A 21,623-nucleotide genomic window follows, 5' to 3' on the forward strand; every position below is an offset into this window, starting at 1 on the left:
CCCGGTCGCGGGCCTTGGGGCCCTGCCTCAATGACCGTTCTGCACGAGCGCGCCGAGCAGTAACCACGCGGCGGCCAGGCACGCGACGGTGCGGACGGTGTTCAACCGGGTCCAGCGGGGTCCGTAGACCGTCGCCCACCAATCCCGCGCCTGCGGCGTGGATGCATCCATCCCGGCCAGCCGCTCGTTCAGCGGCACGTTGCCCGCCGCCGTCACCGCGAAGCAGCCGACGAGGTAGAGCACCGCCGCCGCCACCGGGCGCAGCGGGTCCGTCGCCGCGACCCAGCCGCCGATCGCGAGCACGAGCGAAAGCGGCACCATTCCGAGAAACAACGCTATGAAGGCGATGCGGAAGACCTCGCGGTTGATCGACTGCATCGCCTCCGCGCCACCCGAGGTCCGCCCGAGGGCGCGCATGATGAAGTCCGAGAACGCGAGGAATACGCCGCCAAGCACGGCATAGGCCAGGATCGCGAATTGCGTGAGGGTGAGAAGCCAGGGGTCCATATCGTATCTCCTTGGGTGGGGGTCAGGCCATGCGGCGCGTGCGGCGGGGCAGGAAGGCAAAGGCGAGCCAGAGCGCGATCGCGACCTCGGCAGCCAGCGCGGCGAGGATCTCGCTCGGCGGCAGCCCGTCGATGGCGATGCCGACCAGCCGCCCGAGCGGGTAGCCGAGATAGACGATGGCCGCCGCGATAAGCGCGGTGGGCCGCATCGCGGCATCCCGCAGGCCCGCGAGCATCGTGAGGCCTAGCGCGGCTAGGCCCGCACCGGGCGCGCGCAGCTCGCTCAGAAGGGCGGGATCGGGGCCGATAACGATGCCGGAGCCCGCGAGAAAGGCCGCGGGCGCAAGGGTCAGCGCCGCACCGATCGTGGTGGCGACGGTGCCCGCGGCGCCGAGGGCGAGGGTCTGGGATAGGATCATGCGATTTCTCCTTGATGACGACGGCGCGGACCGGACGCCCGCGCCGCTGGGGTCAGGCGGCGACGGGCGACCAGGCGCCGGCGCGCGCGGCGCGGGCCGCGTAATCGGCGAAGTCGGTGGCGGGTCGCCCCAGCGCGCGCTGCACGCCGTCGCTGACCTGCGCGTTGCGCCCGTCCAGCGTCTCACGCGCGATGGCCGTGAACACGTCGGCCACGTAGGCGCCCGCACCCTGGGCCAACCCCTCGTGAAAGTCTTCGAAGGTGATGGGGACGTGGCGAATCGGCCGACCCGTGGCCCGCGTGAGGGTCTCGGCCATCTCGGCGAAGCTCATGCAGCGCGGGCCAGTCAGCTCGTAGAAACGGCTCTCGGTGCCGTCATATGCCAGCGCCTTCGCGGCCACCTCGGCAATGTCCTCCACGTCGAGGATCGGCTCGACCACGTCTCCGCCGGGCATCGGCAGCACGCCCGAAAGGATCGGGTCACGCAGATACCCTTCCGAGAAATTCTGCGCGAACCACGCACAGCGCAGGCGCGTCGTCGGCACGCCCGCCGCGAGCACGGCCTCTTCGCCCATCCGGGCATGATGCTCGCCGCGCCCGGACAGGAGGACGAGGCGCTCGACGCCCACCCCCCGCGCCGTCTCCGCCAGCGCGCCCACGGCCTCCACGGCGCCGGGAAAAGCGAGATCGGGGAAATAGCTGATGTAGGCCGCGCGCGCGCCGTCGAGGGCCGGCGCCCAGGTCGCGCGATCCTCCCAGTCGAACGGGGTCTCGCTGCCCCGCGCGCCGCGGCGCACGGACACACCCGCGGTCTCGAGGCGGTCGGCGATGCGGCGGCCGGTCTTGCCGGTGGCACCGATGATCAGGGTGGGTCGGGTATCGGTCATGGTGGTCTCCTGTCCATGTCGGGGATCGACGGGGACGGGATGCCACGGGACGCGGGGGTGCGGCTTGACCCGGCGCGCCCGCCATTTGACGCGCGGCGTCAGCCGCCGCGTCGGGCCGCGCGAAAGGCCGCGGGGGGTACGCCGCGCCAGCGCCGGAAGGCCCGCGTCAGCGCGCTCTGCTCGGAAAAGCCGGCAAGGAAGGCGATCTCGGCCAACGCGTAGTCCGAATTGACCAGCAACCCCTCGGCCAGGTCCTGGCGCACGCGGTCGACCAACCCGCGGAACGAGATGCCCTCGGCCGCCAACGCACGCTGAAGCGCCCGTTCCGACCGGCCCATGGCGGCGGCGATGCGCGCCAGCTCGGGGACGCCATCGCTCAGGGACCGCTCGACGGCGCGCCGCACGTCCGAAGGAAGGTCGTCGCCCGCGCCGCGCACCCGGTCGAGGGCCACATCGAGCTGGGCGTCGAGATAGGCCGAGAGCCCTGCATCCCCCAGCCGGTTGGGTCGGTCAATCAACTCGCCCGACAGCAGCAGCCCATCGCGATCGCTGTCCCAGGTCACCGGGCCGCCGAACCAGCCCGCATGGGGCGCGGATGCACCCGGCGCCGGGTGGCGCAGATGCACCTCGAGCGGCTGCACTGCGCCGGGGGCGACCTCGCGCATGATCGTCAGCGCCGACGCGAGCGTGGCCTCGTTCGAGAGCCGCAGCCCCAGTCGCCGAGCGCCCGCGCGGTTCAGCATGAACCAGGCGCCCGGACCCTCGGGGCGGACCTCGAACTCGGCGACCGAGGTCAGCACCCGCCAGTAGCGGGCCGCCCGGCGAAAGCTGTCGCGCAGAGTCGGCGCCGTCTTCCAGGCCAGCCCGAACGCACCGTAATCGTCGCAGCGCATCGTCGCCCCCACCCGCAGCGCCATGTCGGTCGCATTCGGCAGGTCCCGGGCGATCCGTTCGAGCAGGTCGTAATAGGCCGTGTCCGCGATCATCGTCGCGACATCCGCCCGCGCGTCGGGGTCCAGCCCGACGGCGCGCAGGTAGGCAGGCCCGCCCGTTCCGCCCACGGCGGCGACGACCTTGCGCAGGTAGAGCGACGTCACGGAGCCCATGGGCCGCAGGCTAGCCGAGCCGTCTTGCGCTGTCATCGCAGGGATGTGGTGCGCCCCCCCGGCAGGCCGCGACGCCCCGGCCATCACACGCTATGACCGTCGCGTCCCCACGACCGCAGAGGAGCTTCGCGATGCCGTCCCCCACCCCGACCCTTCACATGCTCTGCGGCAAGATCGCTTCGGGCAAATCCACGCTCGCCGATACGCTGGCCGCCCGGCCGGATACGGTTCGCCTGTCCGAGGATGACTGGCTCCACGCGCTCTATGGCGACGAGATGCACAGCGTCGTGGATTACGTCCGCTGCGCGGCCAAGCTGCGCGCCGCCATCGGTCCGCATGTCGCGGACCTGCTCGGGGCGGGACTGTCGGTCGTGCTCGACGTTCCGGCGAACACGATCGAGGCCCGCGGCTGGATGCGAACGATCCTCGACGCCAGCGGGTCGGCCCATGCGCTCCATGTGATGACCACCTCCGACGCGACGTGCCTTGCCCGCCTGCGCGCCCGCAACGAGGAGGGTGATCACCCCTTCGCCGCGACCGAAGCGCAGTTCCACCGCATGTCCGCGCATTACGTCCCGCCCGGGCCCGAGGAAGGCTTCGACATCGTGCTGCACGAGCCCGACCAGGCCTGACGCGCGAACCGGAGGTCATGCCACGCGGGCGCCAGCGACCGGTCGGACCGGCCGCCTCCCGCCCCTCTGCTCTATCGACATTGACAAAGTACGGGTCTGCCGCGCCTACTGGTATTCTGGACGGACCAGTATATCAGTTGTCCGGATCAAGGGAGGATCACATGAAAGCCATCCGTTGCGCGGCCCTCGCCGCCAGCCTCGCCGTCTCACCGGCCTTCGCGCAGGACGCGAGCTACCCCGAGCCCGAGCGCGGGACCTACGTCATCGAGAATTTCGAGTTCGAGACCGGCGAGGTGCTGCCGGAAATGAACGTCAGCTACCTGACCATCGGCGACCCGGCGAACCCGCCGGTGCTCATCACCCATGGCACGACCGGCCAGGCCCAAAGCATGCTGGGCGACGCCTTCGCGGGCAATCTCTACGGGCCGGGCCAGCCGCTCGACGCGTCGAAATACTACCTGATCCTCGTCGATGCGATCGGCGCGGGGCAGTCGTCGAAGCCGTCCGACGGCCTGCGCGCGGACTTCCCCGAGCAGACGCTGATGGACATGGTCAACGCCCAGAAGATGCTGCTGGAAGATCACATGGGCATCGACCGGCTGCACGTGAAGATCGGCTTTTCGATGGGCGGGATGCTGACCTGGACGTGGCTGACGGAATATCCCGATTTCATGGATGGCGGCGTACCCATCGCCTCGCTGCCGGGGCCAATGGCAGGGCGCAACTGGATGATGCGCCGGATGGTGATCGACGCCGTGCGCGACGACCCGGCCTGGATGGAGGGCAATTACGAGGAACAGCCGCCCATGCTGCGCTACATGTCGGCCTGGTTCGGCATCGCGACCTCGAACGGCAACCTTCGCCTGCAGGAGATCGGGGCCACCCGCGCCGACGCCGATGCCTTCGTGGACGAACGCAAGGCGCAGCAGAAGGTCGGCGACGCCAATGACGTGATGTACATGTGGAACGCATCGCGGAACTTCGATCCGACCCCGAAGCTGGGCGACATCACGGCAGACGTCCTCGTGCTCCTGTCGCAGGACGACGAGCGCAATCCCGTCGAGCTGCCGATGCTCGAGGAGAACATGGCCAAGATCCCCAATGCCGAGGTCTATATCGTGCCCGAGGATGCCGAGACGCGCGGCCACGGCACGACCTACAAAGCCAGCTACTACGCGGACGTGCTGGCCGAGTTCATGGCCGGGCTGCCGAATGCGCCCGAGTGACGGCACCCTTATAGGATCGAACGGGGCGTCGCCCGGCGCCCCGTCATCCCCGCGTCAGGTGGCTCGCTCGCGCCGACCGTCGAGAAAGGCGCGGGTCGTCTCGTAGATGCGGGTCGCGTGGGTCTCGACCGCGGCGACCGCCGCATCGGCATCCCCGGCCCCGAGGGCGTCGAGGATCGCGCGGTGATCGGCGATGCTCTGGCCCACGGCTCCGGCGCGCGCGACGATGCGGCGCCGGTGGTCGAGCAGATGATTGTAGAGCGACATCGCCATGTCCGCGAAGACCTCGTTCCCTGCTGCGCGGTAGAGAATCGCGTGGAACTCCCGATCGCACAAAAGGAACCGCACCGGATCGCCGTCGCATTCCGTCTGCGCGTCGATCGAGGCGCGAAGCGCGGTCAACGTCTCGGGCGACATGCGCGCGGCGGCGGAAGCGGCGATCCGGCGTTCGATCAGCAGACGCGCGGCGTGTACGCTTTCCAGATCGTAGGGCCCGGCCCAGTCGATGGCCGACACCCCGGCGAGGACGGCGGAGACGTCGGCTTTGGCGACGCTGGTCCGCGCGCCGTGAGCCACGCGCAGAATGCCATGCGCCGCGAGGATCGCGATGGCGCCCCGGATGGTTTCACGACTGACCGAGAGCGAGGTCGCAAGCTCGCGCTCGCCGGGAAGCTCGTCGCCGACGGCAAGCACGCCCGACGCGATCAACGCCGCCAGCTTTTCGGCAATGGCTGCGCGCACCGATTGGCGCGAGACCTGCCCCATCAGCGCCTTGGTGTTCTCCGGCGGCAAGCGTCGAACCTGACCCATGCGTCGCGTGTCCTTCTCGTGCGTTTCAGCGGCGGATAACAGACTTGTCGCGGCGGGGGTAGCGCGGGGTCGGCGGGTTGGAACGCCGCCTGAGGCCTCCCTTCCACGCCTTGGCGACCACTGCCCCCCGGTTCGCCACATTGACTCGCCGACCCATGTGGTCCACTGTTCGGACCAGTAGTCCAAGGCCGCCCCGGCGGTCGTTGTCGGGAGGGAGGCCCCGCATGGATGCCCACCCCCTGCTTGCGGCGGACGGGTCCGGCCTGGGCCACCTGCCCCGGCGGTCCATGAAGGACGCCATCGCCGAAAAGCTCGCGACGCTGATCGGATCGGGCGCGCTTTCGGTGGGCGACCCGCTGCCTGCCGAGCGTGAACTGGCCGCCGCCATGGGCGTCAGCCGCGAGACGATACGGGGCGCGTTCCTCATCCTGTCGACGCGCGGGATCCTGTCGGTGGTCCAGGGCGCGCGCACTACCGTGGCCTCGGACGATGTGGGTGATCTGGGCCTCGCCGCCATGCCGCAGTCGCAGGTGACGGCCTACGGGCTCGACGACGTGCATGACGCCCGGCTCCTGGTCGAGGCGCGCGTCGCCCGGCTGGCGGTCGAGACGATGCAGGCGGACGACCTGGCGCGGCTGGACACGCTGATCGACGCGCAGAATGGCGCGCGTGACGACCCGGTCCGCTACCTGATCCTCGACCGCGAGTTCCATACGATCATCTACCGCGCCAGCGGCAATGCCGTCCTCTCGGACATCGCCGCCACGCTCTATTCCTACCTGCTCGGCCATCGTCGCCGGGCCGTCGCCCGACCGGGCGCCATCGATCGCAGCATCGCCGATCATCGCACAATCCTGGACGCCCTCGGCGCCCGCGACGGCGATGCCCTGGCCCACGCATTCGGCGTCCACGAACGCCGGATCTACGAGACGACCCGCCAGCTTCTGGGCGAGACGGGTCGCAACGACCAACACGGAGGAGACATCATATGATCAATCGCAGAACCTTTGCGAGAACCGCATCCGCCGGCCTGACCGCGGCCGTCCTGGCATTCGCCGCCCCGGCCAGCGCGCAGGACAACGGAGAGCTGGTCTACATGACGCCCGGCCTCGACCTCGCCTTTTGGCGCTACGTGTCCGAAGGCGTGAAATCCGTCGCCGAAGAGAACGGCTACGGCTTCTCGGCGCTCGACAGCACCAACGACCCGCAGACCCAACTCCAGAACGCGCAGGACGCGATCGCGCGCGGCGTCGCGGGCATCGTGCTCTCGCCCACCGACAGCTCGACCGCGCCGGCCGTGCTCCAACTGGCGCAGGACAGCGGCATCCCCGTCGTCATCGCCGATATCGGCACCGATAGCGGCGAGTTCGTCTCGGTCATCGGGTCGAACAACTACGAAGGCGCAAACGGCGTCGGCGAAGCGCTGGCCGCGGCCATGACCGAGGCCGGCAAGACGGACGCGACCGTCGGCATCGTCGGCATCAGCCAGGCGCGTCTGAACGGGCAGGCCCGGACCAAGGGCTTCAAGGACGCGCTGACGGAAGCGGGGATCGAGGGCGACGCGGGATTGCAGCAGATGCAGGCCTACACCGCCGACGAGACGTTCAAGTTCACGCAGGACATGATCACGTCGAACCCCGGCATGGGCGCGATGTTCGTCCAGACCGACGGGCCCACGCTGGGCGCGCTCCGCGCGATCAAGGCCGCGCGGATGGACGGCGACGTGCTGGTCGCGGCCTTCGACGGCATCCCGGAATTCGTCCCGCTTCTCCAGTCGGGTGAACTGGTCGTGTCGGGCATGCAGCAGCCCTACCTGATGGGCGTCCGGTCGGCCGAGGCGATGGTCGAGCATCTGGGCGGCGGCACCCCCGAGAAGGAGATCACCGTTCCGATCCTGATCGTGACGTCGGCGAACATCGAGGAGATGCTGCCGACGATCAAGGAAACGGTCTTCGCCAACGAGATCGAGTGACGCTATCGTCCGGGGCGCGGCAATGGCGCCCCGGACAATCTCGGACCCGCGATGAAAGATGCTCAGACACAGCCGGACCCCGCGGTCCGTGCCGACGCCCTTCTGGTCGCGCGGGGCGTGTCGAAGAATTTCGGCAAGACGCAGGCACTGACCGATGCTGCGCTGACCCTGCGCCCCGGCGAAGTCGTGGGCCTGCTGGGCGCCAACGGCGCGGGCAAGTCCACCCTGTCGCGCATCGTGTCGGGCCACATCCAGCCGTCGGGCGGTGAGATCGCCTTCGACGGGCGGCCCCTCGCCCTGTCGTCGACCCGCGACGCACTGCGCCAGGGCATCGCGCTGGTGGCGCAGGAGACGTCGCTCGCTCCCGATCTCTCGGTCCTCGAGAACATCTTCCTGCCCGATCTCGCCACGCCCGGCCGCCTGTCGTTCCGGGCGATGCGGCGAAGGGCCAACGAACTTCTCTCCGGGCTCGGGCACGAGCATGTCCTGCCGCTCGACGCCGAGGTCCGCACCCTTTCGGCGGCACAGCGGCAACTGGTCGAGATCGCCAAGGCGCTCGCCCTCGACGCGCGGCTGGTCATCTTCGACGAGCCGACGGCCTCGCTCTCGGCCACCGAGGTCGACCGCCTCTTCGACATCATGGCGCGGCTGCGCGACGGTGGGCACGCGCTTGGCTTCGTGTCGCACCGGCTGGAAGAGGTCTTCGCGATCACCGACCGCGTCACCATCCTGCGCGAGGGCCAGGTCGTGGCCGAGGACGTGGCGACCGGCACGCTGAGCCAGGGCGATATCATCCAGCACATGGTCGGCCGCGACATCGGCGCGATCTACGCCGCGCGCCGGGCCCCGCCCGAGGCGGCAGCCGACACCGTGTTCGAGGTCCGCAACCTGCGTGCAGCACCTTGGGTGCAGGACATGAGCTTCTCGGTCCGCAGGGGCGAGATCCTGGGCCTCGGCGGGCTGGTCGGCGCCGGTCGCTCCGAGGCGATGGAGGCGATCTGGGGCCTGCGGCCGCGCCAGGGCGGCGAGATCCTCGTGCGGGGCGAACCCGCCCGGCTGAGAAAGCCCGCCGACGCCGTGCGCGCGGGCCTCGGCTTCGTCGCCGAGGACCGCCGCGCGCAGAACATCGTCCCCGACCTCAGCGTCCGCGAGAACCTGATGATCGCGCAGATGGGCCAGCATCGCGGCTTCGGGCGCGGCTACGGCAAGCGGGCCGACAAGGTGGCCTCGCTGATCGCGGACCTGGGCCTGCCCCCCGACCGGCTGGACCAGAGCCTGCTGAACTACTCGGGCGGGATGCAGCAGAAGATCATCATCGCCCGCTGGCTCCTGACCGAGCCGGACATCCTGATCCTCGACGAGCCGACCAAGGGCGTCGATATCGGCACGCGCTCCTCGATCTACCGGCTGTTGCAGGACGCCGCCGATCGCGGGCTGGCCGTCATCGTCATCTCCTCCGATTTCGAGGAACTGCTCGGGATTTCCGAGCGCGTGGTGGTCGTCTCGGACGGCGTCACTATCGCCGACCTTCCCGTCGCGCGCCTGACCGAGGAGAAGCTGACGCTCCTGGCCGCGCCCCGCACCTCGACCGCGCGCAATCAGGCGCTTCTGCGCGCTTTGGTCGAGGTCCATGGCGGGGACGCCTTCTGGGCGCTGCTCGACGGCGAGGAGACGATCTGCCTCGCGCAGGCGGGAGACCGGCTCGCCGGCATGGTGCCGGGCGAAGCCGCGCTGGCCGAGGAAACGGCGATCCCCGAGGCGATCCGGGCGCGCGGGCCGGACTTCACAGCCGATGGCGACCGCCGCACGCTCCTGACCCAGATGACCGACAAGCGTGGCCACGATCTCGGCTGGATCGGCGTGACGCTGCCCGCAGCGTCCGACCCGCCCGACCCGGATGCCATCCGCCGCCGCATCGCCACCCTGACCGACCCTGCCGAAGAGGTATCCACGTGACCGACGCGACCCCCGCCGACACGCAGCAGGCCGGCGGCCCGAGCCTGATCTCGACCATCCTGCGGAGCCTCGAATTCCGCATGCTCTGCCTCGCGCTTCTTCTGGCGGTGGTGCTGTCGCTCTCGTCGGAGTTCTTTCTGACCGAGCGCAACATCTTCAATATCCTCGACCAATCGGTGGTCATCGGCATCGTCGCGGTGGGCATGACCTTTGTGATCTTGACTGGCGGCATCGACCTGTCGGTCGGCGCCGTGTTCGGGCTCACGGGCATCGTGCTGGCGCAGGCGTTGCAGGTCATGCCGATCCCCATCGCCATCCCACTCGCCGTGCTCGCTGGCGCGGGCATCGGGCTCTTCTCAGGCGTGCTGGTGGCGGTGTTCGGCCTGGCACCCTTCGTGGTGACGCTGGGCGTCATGGCCATCGGGCGCAGCCTCAGCTTCATCTTCTCGGGACAACGCTCGATCTCGGGCCTGCCGCCCGATCTCGACGCCATCGTCTACAGCACCTTCCTCGGCATCCCGACGAACGTCCTGTTCCTCCTGGCGCTCTACGTGCTTGCCTGGGCCTACCTGACCTACACGAAGGGCGGGCGCACGATCTACGCCATCGGCTCGAATTTCGAGGCGGCGCGCGCGGCGGGCCTTTCGACGATGTTCTACTCGATCCTGCCTTACGTCGTATCGGGCGCACTCGCCGCCGTCGCCGTGACCTTCAGCCTGGCACAGGTGATGTCGGCGGACCCCCTGGCGGGCAATGGGCTGGAGCTCGATGCCATCGCCGCCGTCGTGATCGGCGGGGCCAGCCTCTATGGCGGGCGCGGCTCGATCATCGGCACGCTGCTCGGGGTCCTCATCATGGTGATGATCCGCAACGGCCTGAACCTGATGGGCGTGTCCCCCTTCTGGCAGGGCACCGCCATCGGCTCGATCATCATCATCGCCCTTCTGGCCGAGCGTCTCATCAACTGGCGCTCCGCCCGCAGCTAGGAGCCTTCCATGTCCGATCCATCCCGCGCCATCGCGCTCTACGGCACCGACGAGACCGTACCGCCGCCCCGCATCCTGCGCGCGGGCAAGCTGTCGGCCGAACTCGAAGCGGGCAACCTGCGCTATATCCGCTGGGACGGGCACGAGGTGCTGCGCGCGGTGTCCTTCATCGTTCGCGACAAGGACTGGGGGACGTACAACCCGGAGATCTCGGGGCTCGAGATCACCGAGGATGATGGCGCCTTCACGGTTACGCTCCACGCCGTCGCGGGCGACGGGGACCAGAGCTTCGCCTATAACGCGCGGATCGAAGGACGGGCCGACGGCACGCTGACTTACCACGGCACGGGCGGGACCGAGGACGGCTTCCTGACCAACCGCACGGGCTTCGTGATCCTGCATCCGATCGACGGCATCGCGGGCGCCCCGGTCACCATCGAGCACACCGACGGCGAGACCGCCGAGAGCCTGTTCCCGGAAATCATCGACCCCGTCCAGCCGATGATGGACCTGCGCGCGCTGAGCCATACCACGCCCGCGGGGCTGAAGGTCCGCGTGCTGATGGAGGGCGACACCTACGAGATGGAGGACCAGCGGAACTGGACCGATGCCTCCTACAAGACATATGTGCGGCCCCTCGCGCGGCCCTGGCCCTACCGGATCGAGCCGGGCGAGCTCATCGACCAGACGATTACCGTGACCGTCACCGGCACGGCGGCGACAACCGAGACCGGCGGCGCGGTCAAACTGCGACCGGGCGCGGAGGTCGGGCCACTGCCGCCCCTGGGTCTCGGGCTTCGGCCCGAAAACACAGCGACGGCCAAAGCGGCGGCCGGGACGCTTCGCGCCCTCGCGCCCGCCTACATGGTGCTGCACCACGATCCCCGCGCCGGGCACGACCGCGCGACGCTTGAGGCCATGCTTGACGTCGCCCGCGCAACCGGCGCCACGCCGTGGCTGGAAGCCGTGATCGAGGCGACCGACGATGCGGGCGCCGCAGCCGAGATCGCGGCACTGGGCGCCACGGCCCAGGACCTCGGCCACCCGTTCCACACCGTGCTGGTCTCGCCCGCACCCGACCTCAAATGCACGCTCCCCGGCTCCATCTGGCCCGACGCGCCCGATGCAGCCACGCTCTACGACGCGACGCGGGCCGCCTTTCCCGAGGCCCGGATCGGCGGCGGCATGTTTTCCTATTTCACCGAACTCAACCGCAAGCGTCCGCCCGTGGACCGGCTGGACCTTCTGTCCTTCACGACCTCGCCCATGGTCCATGCCGGGGACGACCGTTCGGTCATCGAAACCCGCGAAGCACATCCCGCCATCGTCAAGTCCGTCGCAGAGATCGCGGGGACGACGCCCTGGGCCGTCGGTCCCTCGGCCATCGGGATCCGCGACAACCCCTACGGCGCGTCGGCCAAGGACAATCCGGGCAATATCCGCCAGGCGATGAACTGGAACGATCCGCGCCAGCGCGGCCTCTTCGGCGCGGCCTGGGCGCTGACCTATTTCGCGCATTTCGCCGAAGGCGGCGCGTCGTCTATCGCATTGGGGGCCGCGACCGGGCCGTTCGGTGCGATCGCGGCGCCGTCTGAGTTCCCGAAGCCCTGGTTCGACGGGGCGGGCGGCGTCTATCCCGTGTTCCACGTCCTCCGCGGTCTCGCCCGGCTGGAAGGAGCCGCGATGCACACGCTTGATCTTCCGGCCGCGGGGCCCGTCGCGGGGCTGGCGGTGCAGACGGATAACGGGATGGAAATCTGGGTCGCGAATGTCGGCCCCGAACCCGTCGAAGTGGCGCTCGCCGACGACGCCGAGATGCGGGTTGCCCGTCTCGATGCAGGCGGCTTCGCCGCCGCCGCCGCCAACGCGGCGATCATGGACGACCTCTCGCCCGCCTCCGGCGCGCTCACCCTCGATGCCTTCGCGATCGCGCGGATCGTGACCGGGTCCTAGCGCACACGGCCACGACCCCGACGGAACGCTTCGACGCCGGCCTCCGATCCCGGATCGCCGGCGTCTTCCTGCGACCTTAACCAACCGCACGCGCTTGTTATTCGACCTTCACGTCACCGTCGCACTAGCGTGGTCGGTGAGCTTTCGCACCAAGTCGCCCGACCCTGCCACAGGTCGACCGCCAGCCCCATCGACCGCGCCCAGACCGAGGATCGCCCATGACCCCCCTTCCCCATCCGTCATCGCTTGCCCCGTCCGAGGCGCAGACGCTGCTCGAGCGGACCCGCGCGCGCACGGCGGCCCTTGCCGCACCGCTGGCGCCCGAGGACATGATGCTGCAATCCATGGAGGACGCCTCGCCCGCGAAATGGCACCTCGCGCATACGACATGGTTCTTCGAGGAATTCATCCTCAAGCCACGCGTCGCGAATTACGTCTCGCCGGACGATCGCTTCGCCTTCCTCTTCAACTCCTACTACGTGCAGGCCGGTCCGCGTCATGCCCGCGACAAGCGGGGCCTGATCTCCCGTCCCGGATGCGAGGCGGTCGCCGATTACCGCGCCCATGTCGAGGATGCGCTCGCGTCCCTGCTGGCTGCAGCGCGCGACGATGCCGACGAGATCGCCGCGCTGGTCGAGCTGGGCTGCCATCACGAGATGCAGCATCAGGAACTCCTGGTGACCGACCTTCTGCACGGACTGAGCTTCAATCCCCTCCTGCCCGTCTACCGCGAGCCGAAACCGCTCCCCGTCACCTCCGAGACGCCGTTGACTTGGACCCGGCACGACGGCGGGCTTCGTGAAATCGGGCATGACGGGCGCGGCTTCGCCTATGATTGCGAGGGGCCGCGCCACCGGGTCTTCCTTGAGCCCTACGAGATCGCGGACCGACCCGTGACGAACCGCGACTGGATCGCCTTCATGGAGGATGGCGGCTATGGCGATGCCCGGCACTGGCTGATGGACGGCCATGCCGTCCGCGAGCGCGAGGGCTGGGACCACCCGCTCTATTGGTGGCGGCAGGACGACGCGTGGTGGACCTACACACTGCGCGGCCCACAACCCGTCGCGCTCGACGCCCCGGTCGTGCATGTCAGCTACTACGAGGCGGATGCCTTCGCCCGATGGGCGGGGTCGTCCATGGAACGGGGCGCGCGCCTGCCGACCGAGGCCGAGCACGAGACCGCCTTCGCCGATACCGCCATCGCGGGCAACTTCCTCGACGAGGGCGACGGTCTTGGCATGATGCGGCCGATGCCCGGGCCCGGCATCTGGGGCGGGGTGTGGGAATGGACCGCCTCGCCCTTCACGCCCTATCCCGGCTTTCGCGCCCCCGACGGCGCGCTTGGCGAGTACAACGGCAAGTTCATGGTCAACCAGATGGTGCTGCGGGGCGGCTCCTGCGCGACGCCGCGCGACCAGATGCGCCCGAGCTACCGGACGTTCTTCTACCCGCACCAGCGCTGGCAGATGATGGGCCTCAGGCTGGCAAGGGACGCATGATGGACGGCGCACCGCTGCCGCACACGAACCCGGACCTGCTGCGCGATGCGCTGGCGGGATTGACGGCCCCGAGAAAGAGCCTGCCGCCGAAATGGCTCTACGATGCGCGGGGTTCGGCCCTTTTCGAGGCGATCACCGAGCTGCCGGACTACGACCTGACGCGCACCGAGATCGCGATCCTGCGGGCCGAGGCCGCACGGTTGGCCCGCCTCGTGCCGCCGGGCGGGGCGCTTGTCGAGTTCGGCTCGGGCGCCAGCACCAAGACGCGGATGCTGCTCGACGCGGGGCCGCATCTCGGGGCCTATGTCCCCGTCGATATCTCGGAGGCGTTCCTTGCCAAGACGGCCACCGCGCTCTGCCACGACTATCCCCATCTGGCGATCCATCCCGTCGCCGCCGATTTCACCGCCCCCGTGGCGCTGCCCGCAGAATTGGCGGACCGTGCGAAGGTCGGCTTCTTCCCCGGCTCGACCATCGGCAATCTCGACCCCGCCATCGCGGCCCGCCTGCTGGCCCACGCGCGGGGATGGCCGGACGTCCGGGCCTTCGTGATCGGCGTCGATCTGGTCAAGGACGAGGCCGAGATGGTCGCCGCCTATGACGACGCTGCGGGCGTGACCGCCGCGTTCATCACCAACATCCTCATCCGGCTCAACGCCGAAGCGGCGGGCGAGTTCGACCCCGGGACCTTTGCCTATCGCGCGACCTGGAACGCGGCCGCGGCCCGGATCGACATGGAACTGGTGTCGCGCCGGGCGCAGACGGTCCGGCTGGCGGGTCGCGAAATCCCCTTCGCCGCGGGGGAGCCGATCCACGTCAGCGCCTCGCGGAAATACACGTCGCACAGCCTCGCCGCCCTCGTGTCCGAGGCAGGCTGGCACTTGGACGAGATGCTCACCGACCCGGAGAACCGCTTCACCGTCGCCATCCTCGCCCCGAGGGTGTGACCGCCGACGCGACCTACCGGATCTGCTCGACCAGGGTCAGGCGATCCGGCATCTGCCAGCTTTCCACGATGACGCCATCCTCGATCCGGTGGACGGCGATCGCGCTGAACTCGACCGCGCGCCCGGTCGCCGGATAGCCCAGCACCTCGCCCGAATGCGTGCCCCTGAGCGTGCCGATCACCGTGACCACGTCATCGGCGAAATGCAGGCTGTCGATCTCGAACGAGATGTCGGGGATGCCCGCGATGTAGCTGTCGATCTCGTCGAGATAGCTGTCGACCGTGCGGTTCGGGCGGGACGGCGACTCGCCGTGGACGAACCAGGCATCGCCCAGCACGCGCTCGAACTGGGCATCGTCGCGCGCGTTGAGCGCCGCGTAATACCGCTCGATCATGTTGAAGGCCCGCTCCTCGCCCAGAAGCGGCGAGGCCAGCGCGTCGGCGAAATGGCCGACATCGGGCGCCGCAGAACGCAGGCGAAGATAGCCCAGCACGAGGTTGTCGCGCTTGGGATCGACCACCAGCACCTCGCCCTCGAAGACCCGGAACTGCGTCAGCTCCTCGATATTGGTGTAATGCGAGACGATCAGAAGCGGGCCGGACCGCTCGGGATCGCCCTCCCAGGCCGAGATACGGTCGCGCAGGGGCGTCACGTCGGGCGACCCCTGGAGCGAAAGCAGCAGGTTCAGGTCGGGCGTCGTCTCGACCGGCATGGCCTCCGAAATGGCCGGATCGATCTCGGCCATGCCTTCCAGCAGGCTCTCGACCGTCTGCTGGTTGCGGCACCACTCACTGACGACGATCCGGGCGGGCACGACGCCGTTGGACGCCAGAAGCGCGCCCATATCCACCATGTTCGCGCGCCCTTCGGCCGCCATCACCCGCTGGTTGGCGCAATCCGTCGGCGCGACATTCGGCTCGTCCAGCTTGGACCAGTCCGTCGGCCCGTGGCGCATGAGGAACACGAGATCACCGCGCGTGAAGATGTCGACGAGCTGTTGATACGGCTCGAACCGCAGCCGGTCCTCGACCTCGCGCGGGCCGGCGGCTTCGACACTCATGGCCATCTCGCCCATATGGGTCGAGATCTGGGTGACGTTCGGGCGCGCGGCCTCCTGCGCGGAGGCGAACCCCGCTATGGTCAGGGCGGTGACCAAGGCCAGCGGCCTGAGCGGGTTCCTGATCCGTATCATGCGGTCAAATCCTTCGATGGTTTCACCAAGGGCCGGCGCCCCGACAGGCAGGGCGACGGCGCCGGGGAACGGTGCGTCCACGCCGCCCTCCCCGCATCATGCCGGCAGAATGGCCGCCCCGCGCGTCAATGTCGCGCGCAAATTGCGGGCATCGCGCCTTGGGCCGTGGCAGGCGGCCCGCACCCCTCCCCCCGCGGTCAGGCGTCGGGTGCTTCGGTCCCGTTCCATCCGGCCACGACAGCGGGCGCGCGGTCGCCCCGGATCTCGATTGCATCGAGCGCGGCGTTCAGCTCGCCCAGCTCCGCGTCGGTGAATGAGACCTGCGCGGCGGCGATGTTATCCCGCAGATGAGTGACCTGCGTGGTGCCGGGAATGGGAACGATGTCGGGCCCCTGCGCCATCAGCCAGGCCAGCGCGATCTGTCCGGGCGTTGCCTCCTTCCGCGCGGCCCAGTCGCGGACAAGATCGATCAGGACCATGTTCGCGGCGCGGTTCTCGGAATCCATCCGACTGGTCAGCGCGCGGAAATCGCTCGGCGCGAAGGTGGTCGCCATGTCGATCGCGCCCGTCAGGAACCCGTAGCCCAGCGGCGCAAAGGGCACGAACCCGATGCCGAGCTCGGCGCAGAGTGGCAGGATCTCGTCCTCGGGGCTGCGATAGAGCATGGAATACTCGTTCTGCACCGCCGCGACCGGCAGGATGCCATGCGCCCGGCGCAGCGTGTCCGGCCCCATCTCCGACAGGCCCCAATGCAGGACCTTGCCCTCGTCCATCAGGTCACGGACGGTTCCCGCCACGTCCTCGATCGGCACGTCGGGGTCGACCCGGTGCTGGTAGAGCAGGTCCACCCGATCCGTGCCCAGCCGCTGTAGCGAGCCGTCGACCGCGCTCCGGATGCGCGCCGGGTCCGAGATGACGCCCGCGATGCCGCCGGTCGCGGGGTCGATGTCGAAGCCGAACTTCGTCGTGATCTGCACCTCGTCCCGGACGGGCGCGATGGCCTCGCCCAGGATGCGCTCGCATTCGAAGGGGCCGTAGACCTCGGCGCAGTCGAAGAAGGTCACGCCCTCGTCGAAGGCGGTGCGGATCAGGTCGATCATGTCGCCCCGGTCGGGCACGATCGTGTGGAACGTGCGGTGCATGTTCTGGACCCCGAGGCCCAGTTCGGACACCTCCAGCCCGCCCAGCATGCGGCGGCCCGGCGCGGCCGTTTGCTGCGCGCCGGCCGCCCCCGCGCCGAGGGTGGCAGCCGCGCCGACGGCGGCAACGCCGGTCAGAAGGGCGCGGCGGGTCGTGTCGAGATCATCATCGCTCATGTTCGGTCTCCTTGGGTTGGATGGGAGTGGCGCGCCTCACCAGGGGATCGGCGCGCGGTTGCGGAAGAAGCCGCCGGACGGACCGTCCGACGGCAGCGTGGCGAGCCAGAGGGCGGTGTCCGCGCCCTCGGCCGGAGAGCGCGGCGCAGCGGCCCCGCCCATGCGCGTGCGCACCCAGCCGGGGCACATGGCATTGACCTTCACGTCGCCCCGCGCCCCGCGCGCGGCGAGGACCGTCGCGGCGTTCAGCGCGGCCTTCGAAATCGCGTAGGCGGCATGGCCCGACGCCAGCCCCTCGCCAAAGGACCCGCCGCCCGAGGACAGGTTCACGATCCGGCCATAGCCGCGCGCGGTCATGCCAGGTGCCATCCCGATCGCTGGCGGGTTCCCGTTGGTGGCAATGGTCCTAGCATCGATGCTCCTGCGCCGAGGACGTCGCGGTTCGAGCCGGAGCTAGGCCCCGCGATGCGCGTGACAGGTGAGCGGGCGCCAAGATCGGAGGATCGGGACAGGCGGATGCGATATTCGGAGAATTGGGACGGTCGCGCGCGGAAATTGCCGCTATGATCGCACCGACCCATGGTTGGACGCAGCGTAGATATCGATCTCGGCGGAGCATCCGCTGCCTGGTTTCGCATGCCCGCGACGACCGTCGAGCCCCATGCGTCGAATACCGCCGCGAACTCGCTCGGGATGTCGTTCACGGGGCATCGGAAGGCCCTGGTCCAGCGCGTCTCGGGCGCGCGTGACGAGATCGACGTGCCCTCCAACGCCGCCTTCGTCACGGGCGGCGAGGCCTTCTCGTGGGTCCGCGTGGGAGAGCCCTACGAGGGGGTGGAGATCACGCTCTCGCCCGCCCTGATCGCCGAGATGGCGCGGGAGCACGGCGTCTCCGCCGCCAACCCGCTGGGCGATCTGGTGATGGCGTCGGACCCCGTCTTCTGGGCCGCGGCGATCCGGCTCCGGGCCCATGCGCTCGGGGTCAATATGCTCTCGGATCTCGAGGCCGAGGCGATCGGTCGCCGCATGCTCGGACATATCATCTGCGAACGGTTCGGCGGCCGGACCCGCCGGCGGAACGCGCGGCCCCTCGACCGCACCCGGCTCGGTCGCGTGACGGGACATATCGACACCCATCTGGGCGAGCGGCTGTCGGTCTCCGCCCTCGCCGCGACCGCCTCGATGAGCGTCAACCACTTCCACCTGGCCTTTCGGCAGGCAACCGGGCTGACGCCCCATGAATTCGTCACCGCCCGGCGGGTGGAGCGCGCGCAGGCATTACTCCGATCCGGCCGGACGCGGGCACAGGTCGCGCGGACGGTCGGCTATACTGCGGGACACGCCTTTCGGCGGGCCTTGAAGCGGTTCGGCGGCTGAGGCGCGACGCCGCCCCGGGTCAGGCGATGTCCGACATGAATCAGGTCGGACAATGCGCGCCCGCGTCGATCCATGCCTGCGTCAGCTGACCGAACAGCTCCTGCGTGCCCGGCGCGGGGGTGCGGCCGTCGCCCGGCTCCCACGCCCAGCCCACCAGACCGTCCTCGGCATTGTGCTCGTGTATCTCAGCCAGCGTACGGTCGCCGTTGCGCGCGGGGTCTTTCAGCTGCACGCAGATCTCGGCCACCGACAGCCCCGTCCAGCCCATCGACGCGGGCGCGATATGCCAGGGCTCATGTCCCGGGATCGACCCCTCGCCGCTGACATAGGAGAGGTTCTCCGCCCCGTGGCAGGTCGTGCACTGCATCCCGACGGCGCCGAAATCGGCGACGCCGCGGACGACCGGCGGCTGGTGCGGCTCCATCAGGTCGCCCTGCAGCGGCGAGGCGCCGACCGGGTGGCAGTTCATGCAACGCGGATGGGTGATGACCTTGGCCATCTCGCCGAACAGCGCGGCCGCCCGTGCTTCGTCCCCTTCGATCCCGGCGAAGGTGTCGGGTCCGGCCAGTTCGGTCGCGAGGTCCTGCGCGGCGGCGGGCGCCCCCGCGAGAAGGAGCGCCGCAATCCATGTCGTGATCTTCATGGGTGTCTCCTCAGACGCTGTTGGCGCGGAACGGCAGGCGGGTCGACATCGAGCCGGTCAGCGCGCGCCAGGCATTCGCGACGGCGGGAGCGATGGGTGGCGTACCCGGCTCGCCCACGCCGGTCGGCGGTTCCGGACTGTCGAGGATCGCGACCTCGATCTGGGGCATCTCGTTCAGGCGCAGGATGCGGTAGTCGTCGTAATTCGACTGCTGCACGACACCCCCCTCGCCCAGCGTGATCTCGTCGAAGAGCATCGAGCCCAGCCCGTAGCCGATGCCGCCCTCCATCTGCGCGCGCACCACGTCGGGCGTCACGGCCAGGCCGCAATCCACGGCGCACCAGACGCGCGTCACATGCGGGATGCCGGTGCCGCGATCCTCGACCTCGGCGATCTGGGCGACGTAGCTGCCGAAGCTGCGCACGACCGCGACGCCCATCCGGCGGTCGCCGCTCCCGGGTCCGTTCCAGCCGGCCATCTCGGCCACCCGCTCCAGCACGGCGCAGTCGCGCGGCCGGTCGCCCTTCATCAGGTCGAGCCGTCCCTGCACCGGATCCTTTCCGCCCGCGACCAGAAGCTGATCGAGGAATGTCTCGACGGCGTAGCCCGTGTGCGTATGCCCGACAGACCGCCACCAGAGGACCGGCACGCCCGCCTCGACCTGCTTCCAGCCCATCCGGGTGGCGCCCAGATCGTAAGGCAGGTGGTTCGACCCTTCGAAGGCCGTGGGGTCCAGCCCGTCCTGCATCATCATCTCGAACGCGCTGCCCGCGATGATGGACTGGTTGGCGATGTTGTTCTCCCAGCCGACGACATTGCCATCGGCATCGAGGCCGCCGCGCAGACTGTGGACCGTCAGCGGGCGGTAATAGCCGCCGCGCATGTCGTTCTCGCGCGTCCAGACCAGCTTGTAGGCACCGGGACCCGCGGCCTTGGCCACGTTCGCCAGTTCTGCGGCGAAGTGGTTGTCGGGCGTGGCGCGGCGGCCGAAACTGCCGCCGGTATACATCGTGTTGATCGCCAGCGCCGACTGGTCGAGGCCGAGCACCGCGGCCATCGTCCCCTGGCTGGTCGTGGGGATTTGCATCCCGGACCAGATCTCGGCGCCGGTCTCCGTCAGCTCGATCACGCCGTCGAGCGGCTCCATCGCGGCATGGGCGAGGTAGGGGAAGACGTATTCCGCCTCGAGCACCTGTGCCGCGCCGTCGATGGCGGCGTCGACATCGCCCGATTCCTCGAAGGTCAGGGGATCCTCGCGCAGCGCGGCCGAGAAGTCCGCGATCATCTGCTCGGAGGAGCGAGTTTCGGCGCCGCTCTCGTCCCATTCGATCACCAGCGCGTCGCGCCCCTTGAAGGCGGCGAAGGTATTGTCAGCATAGACGGCCACGCCCGACGGCACCCGTCGGACGGCATTGACGCCTGAAACCGCCAGCGCGGCGGCATCGTCCACCGCGCCGACCGTGGCGCCGAATTTCGGCGGATGCGCCATCGCGACGACCTGCATGCCGTCTCGGAAGACGTCGATGGTGAACTTCGCCGTGCCCTTGGTCTTGGCCTCGGAATCGAGGCGCATGACGCCGTCGCCGCCGACCAGCGTGAAATCCGCCGGGTCCTTCAGTGCCACATCGACCGGCACCGGCGCGCGGGCCGCGGCCTGGGCCAACTCGCCGAAGGTGGCGGATCGGCCGCTCTCAACATGGGCGACGACCCCCTTCTCGACCGTGATGCCAGACGCGGCCACGCCCCACGCGTCGGCGGCGGCCGAGACCAGCATCGCGCGCGCGGCCGCCCCGGCCTGGCGCATGGTCATGTAGCTGTTGGACAGGCCGGTCGAGCCGCCCGTCCCCTGGATGCCGAAGGCGGTGTTGGCATAGATCACCGGGTCAGACGGCGCCTGTTCGGCCCGCATCTGCGACCAGTCGGCATCCATCTCCTCGGCCACGAGGATCGGCAGGCCCGTATTCGCGCCCTGTCCGATCTCGATATGCTTCACGAGGACGGTGACGGTGTTGTCGGGCGACACGCGGATGAAGGCATTGGGCTCGAAACTGCCGTCCTCCGCCACGGCGGGCGCGGTCTGCGCCCGGCCGCGTCCGGCAAGATGCAGCCCGAGGATCAGGCCCGCGGAGCCGGTCAGGAAACTCCGGCGCGAGGGCGTCGGGGCGAAGGCGAGTTTGGTCAGGGGATGCATGGC

At 69.5% G+C, this 21,623-nt stretch carries 20 protein-coding genes; 10 read left to right on the forward strand and 10 right to left on the reverse strand.

Features of this window, described 5'->3' with window-relative positions; genetic code table 11:
• Nucleotides 1-27: 27 nt before the first annotated feature.
• The 4 genes from ACK8OR_RS03785 to ACK8OR_RS03800 form a co-directional block, all read right to left on the reverse strand.
• On the reverse strand, nucleotides 28-507 hold the full coding sequence (locus ACK8OR_RS03785) for an anthrone oxygenase family protein (protein WP_410188118.1): 480 nt from the start codon (nucleotides 505-507) through the stop codon (nucleotides 28-30).
• Between the two features lie 22 nt (nucleotides 508-529).
• On the reverse strand, nucleotides 530-925 hold the full coding sequence (locus tag ACK8OR_RS03790; RefSeq protein WP_410188119.1) for a DUF4345 domain-containing protein: 396 nt from the start codon (nucleotides 923-925) through the stop codon (nucleotides 530-532).
• 52 nt (nucleotides 926-977) lie between these two features.
• Complete coding sequence (locus tag ACK8OR_RS03795; protein WP_410188120.1) at nucleotides 978-1,811, reverse strand: Rossmann-fold NAD(P)-binding domain-containing protein; 834 nt, start codon at nucleotides 1,809-1,811, stop codon at nucleotides 978-980.
• 98 nt (nucleotides 1,812-1,909) lie between these two features.
• Nucleotides 1,910-2,953, reverse strand: coding sequence for an AraC family transcriptional regulator (locus tag ACK8OR_RS03800; RefSeq protein WP_410188121.1), 1,044 nt, complete (start codon nucleotides 2,951-2,953; stop codon nucleotides 1,910-1,912).
• Nucleotides 2,954-3,048: 95 nt separating this feature from the next.
• On the opposite strand from ACK8OR_RS03800, the gene ACK8OR_RS03805 reads away from it, so the two are divergent.
• Nucleotides 3,049-3,549: an AAA family ATPase gene (locus ACK8OR_RS03805; protein ID WP_410188122.1), complete on the forward strand. Its 501-nt coding sequence runs from the start codon at nucleotides 3,049-3,051 to the stop codon at nucleotides 3,547-3,549.
• Between the two features lie 161 nt (nucleotides 3,550-3,710).
• The gene (locus tag ACK8OR_RS03810) at nucleotides 3,711-4,775 is read left to right on the forward strand and encodes an alpha/beta fold hydrolase (RefSeq protein WP_410188123.1); all 1,065 of its coding nucleotides are present in this window, start codon (nucleotides 3,711-3,713) and stop codon (nucleotides 4,773-4,775) included.
• Nucleotides 4,776-4,829: 54 nt separating this feature from the next.
• Here the strand turns inward: ACK8OR_RS03810 and ACK8OR_RS03815 are convergent, their stop codons facing one another.
• A complete protein-coding gene (locus tag ACK8OR_RS03815) occupies nucleotides 4,830-5,585 on the reverse strand; it encodes a FadR/GntR family transcriptional regulator (RefSeq protein WP_410188124.1) in 756 nt (251 codons plus the stop codon).
• A 224-nt stretch (nucleotides 5,586-5,809) separates the two neighbouring features.
• Between ACK8OR_RS03815 and ACK8OR_RS03820 the strand changes: the two genes are divergently transcribed.
• The 7 genes from ACK8OR_RS03820 (at nucleotide 5,810) to egtD (ending at nucleotide 14,901) form a co-directional block, all read left to right on the forward strand.
• Nucleotides 5,810-6,577 carry a FadR/GntR family transcriptional regulator gene (locus ACK8OR_RS03820; RefSeq protein WP_410188125.1) on the forward strand — a complete coding sequence of 256 codons (768 nt, stop codon included), beginning with the start codon at nucleotides 5,810-5,812 and terminating at the stop codon, nucleotides 6,575-6,577.
• A complete protein-coding gene (locus tag ACK8OR_RS03825) occupies nucleotides 6,574-7,557 on the forward strand; it encodes a substrate-binding domain-containing protein (RefSeq protein ID WP_410188126.1) in 984 nt (327 codons plus the stop codon). The genes ACK8OR_RS03820 and ACK8OR_RS03825 overlap by 4 nt, the downstream gene beginning before the upstream one ends.
• 51 nt (nucleotides 7,558-7,608) lie before the next feature.
• The gene (locus ACK8OR_RS03830; protein ID WP_410188127.1) at nucleotides 7,609-9,513 is read left to right on the forward strand and encodes a sugar ABC transporter ATP-binding protein; all 1,905 of its coding nucleotides are present in this window, start codon (nucleotides 7,609-7,611) and stop codon (nucleotides 9,511-9,513) included.
• On the forward strand, nucleotides 9,510-10,499 hold the full coding sequence (locus ACK8OR_RS03835) for an ABC transporter permease (RefSeq protein ID WP_410188128.1): 990 nt from the start codon (nucleotides 9,510-9,512) through the stop codon (nucleotides 10,497-10,499). Before ACK8OR_RS03830 ends, ACK8OR_RS03835 begins: the two co-directional genes overlap by 4 nt.
• 9 nt (nucleotides 10,500-10,508) lie before the next feature.
• Complete coding sequence (locus tag ACK8OR_RS03840) at nucleotides 10,509-12,452, forward strand: hypothetical protein (protein ID WP_410188129.1); 1,944 nt, start codon at nucleotides 10,509-10,511, stop codon at nucleotides 12,450-12,452.
• 218 nt (nucleotides 12,453-12,670) lie between these two features.
• A complete protein-coding gene (gene egtB, locus ACK8OR_RS03845; protein WP_410188130.1) occupies nucleotides 12,671-13,954 on the forward strand; it encodes an ergothioneine biosynthesis protein EgtB in 1,284 nt (427 codons plus the stop codon).
• A complete protein-coding gene (gene egtD, locus ACK8OR_RS03850; RefSeq protein ID WP_410188131.1) occupies nucleotides 13,951-14,901 on the forward strand; it encodes an L-histidine N(alpha)-methyltransferase in 951 nt (316 codons plus the stop codon). The genes egtB and egtD overlap by 4 nt, the downstream gene beginning before the upstream one ends.
• 13 nt (nucleotides 14,902-14,914) lie before the next feature.
• On the opposite strand, the gene ACK8OR_RS03855 is transcribed toward egtD, so the two are convergent.
• The 3 genes from ACK8OR_RS03855 to ACK8OR_RS03865 form a co-directional block, all read right to left on the reverse strand.
• Complete coding sequence (locus ACK8OR_RS03855) at nucleotides 14,915-16,093, reverse strand: ester cyclase (RefSeq protein WP_410188132.1); 1,179 nt, start codon at nucleotides 16,091-16,093, stop codon at nucleotides 14,915-14,917.
• Nucleotides 16,094-16,290: 197 nt separating this feature from the next.
• Complete coding sequence (locus ACK8OR_RS03860) at nucleotides 16,291-17,409, reverse strand: aldo/keto reductase (RefSeq protein WP_410188133.1); 1,119 nt, start codon at nucleotides 17,407-17,409, stop codon at nucleotides 16,291-16,293.
• 36 nt (nucleotides 17,410-17,445) lie between these two features.
• Entirely contained in the window at nucleotides 17,446-17,766 is a 321-nt protein-coding gene (locus tag ACK8OR_RS03865) for an SDR family oxidoreductase (RefSeq protein ID WP_410188134.1), read from the reverse strand.
• 279 nt (nucleotides 17,767-18,045) lie between these two features.
• Here ACK8OR_RS03865 and ACK8OR_RS03870 point away from each other — a divergent pair, with 279 nt between their 5' ends.
• On the forward strand, nucleotides 18,046-18,786 hold the full coding sequence (locus tag ACK8OR_RS03870; RefSeq protein WP_410188135.1) for a helix-turn-helix domain-containing protein: 741 nt from the start codon (nucleotides 18,046-18,048) through the stop codon (nucleotides 18,784-18,786).
• Nucleotides 18,787-18,826: 40 nt separating this feature from the next.
• Here the strand turns inward: ACK8OR_RS03870 and ACK8OR_RS03875 are convergent, their stop codons facing one another.
• Together ACK8OR_RS03875 and ACK8OR_RS03880 are read right to left on the reverse strand one after the other, a co-directional pair.
• Nucleotides 18,827-19,429, reverse strand: coding sequence for an Isoquinoline 1-oxidoreductase subunit (locus tag ACK8OR_RS03875; protein ID WP_410188136.1), 603 nt, complete (start codon nucleotides 19,427-19,429; stop codon nucleotides 18,827-18,829).
• 10 nt (nucleotides 19,430-19,439) lie between these two features.
• The gene (locus ACK8OR_RS03880; RefSeq protein ID WP_410188137.1) at nucleotides 19,440-21,620 is read right to left on the reverse strand and encodes a xanthine dehydrogenase family protein molybdopterin-binding subunit; all 2,181 of its coding nucleotides are present in this window, start codon (nucleotides 21,618-21,620) and stop codon (nucleotides 19,440-19,442) included.
• Nucleotides 21,621-21,623: the final 3 nt, after the last annotated feature.

Origin of the sequence: Jannaschia halovivens (assembly GCF_046452375.1) — a bacterium.
Classification (GTDB): Bacteria; Pseudomonadota; Alphaproteobacteria; order Rhodobacterales; family Rhodobacteraceae; genus Jannaschia; species Jannaschia halovivens.

Coding starts and splice junctions, on each gene's coding strand:
- ACK8OR_RS03785 (WP_410188118.1), bottom strand. CDS start 507: ATGGACCCCTGGCTTCTCACCCTCACGCAATTCGCGATCCTGGCCTAT.
- ACK8OR_RS03790 (WP_410188119.1), bottom strand. CDS start 925: ATGATCCTATCCCAGACCCTCGCCCTCGGCGCCGCGGGCACCGTCGCC.
- ACK8OR_RS03795 (WP_410188120.1), bottom strand. CDS start 1,811: ATGACCGATACCCGACCCACCCTGATCATCGGTGCCACCGGCAAGACC.
- ACK8OR_RS03800 (WP_410188121.1), bottom strand. CDS start 2,953: ATGACAGCGCAAGACGGCTCGGCTAGCCTGCGGCCCATGGGCTCCGTG.
- ACK8OR_RS03805 (WP_410188122.1), top strand. CDS start 3,049: ATGCCGTCCCCCACCCCGACCCTTCACATGCTCTGCGGCAAGATCGCT.
- ACK8OR_RS03810 (WP_410188123.1), top strand. CDS start 3,711: ATGAAAGCCATCCGTTGCGCGGCCCTCGCCGCCAGCCTCGCCGTCTCA.
- ACK8OR_RS03815 (WP_410188124.1), bottom strand. CDS start 5,585: ATGGGTCAGGTTCGACGCTTGCCGCCGGAGAACACCAAGGCGCTGATG.
- ACK8OR_RS03820 (WP_410188125.1), top strand. CDS start 5,810: ATGGATGCCCACCCCCTGCTTGCGGCGGACGGGTCCGGCCTGGGCCAC.
- ACK8OR_RS03825 (WP_410188126.1), top strand. CDS start 6,574: ATGATCAATCGCAGAACCTTTGCGAGAACCGCATCCGCCGGCCTGACC.
- ACK8OR_RS03830 (WP_410188127.1), top strand. CDS start 7,609: ATGAAAGATGCTCAGACACAGCCGGACCCCGCGGTCCGTGCCGACGCC.
- ACK8OR_RS03840 (WP_410188129.1), top strand. CDS start 10,509: ATGTCCGATCCATCCCGCGCCATCGCGCTCTACGGCACCGACGAGACC.
- egtB (WP_410188130.1), top strand. CDS start 12,671: ATGACCCCCCTTCCCCATCCGTCATCGCTTGCCCCGTCCGAGGCGCAG.
- egtD (WP_410188131.1), top strand. CDS start 13,951: ATGATGGACGGCGCACCGCTGCCGCACACGAACCCGGACCTGCTGCGC.
- ACK8OR_RS03855 (WP_410188132.1), bottom strand. CDS start 16,093: ATGATACGGATCAGGAACCCGCTCAGGCCGCTGGCCTTGGTCACCGCC.
- ACK8OR_RS03860 (WP_410188133.1), bottom strand. CDS start 17,409: ATGAGCGATGATGATCTCGACACGACCCGCCGCGCCCTTCTGACCGGC.
- ACK8OR_RS03865 (WP_410188134.1), bottom strand. CDS start 17,766: ATGACCGCGCGCGGCTATGGCCGGATCGTGAACCTGTCCTCGGGCGGC.
- ACK8OR_RS03870 (WP_410188135.1), top strand. CDS start 18,046: ATGCCCGCGACGACCGTCGAGCCCCATGCGTCGAATACCGCCGCGAAC.
- ACK8OR_RS03875 (WP_410188136.1), bottom strand. CDS start 19,429: ATGAAGATCACGACATGGATTGCGGCGCTCCTTCTCGCGGGGGCGCCC.
- ACK8OR_RS03880 (WP_410188137.1), bottom strand. CDS start 21,620: ATGCATCCCCTGACCAAACTCGCCTTCGCCCCGACGCCCTCGCGCCGG.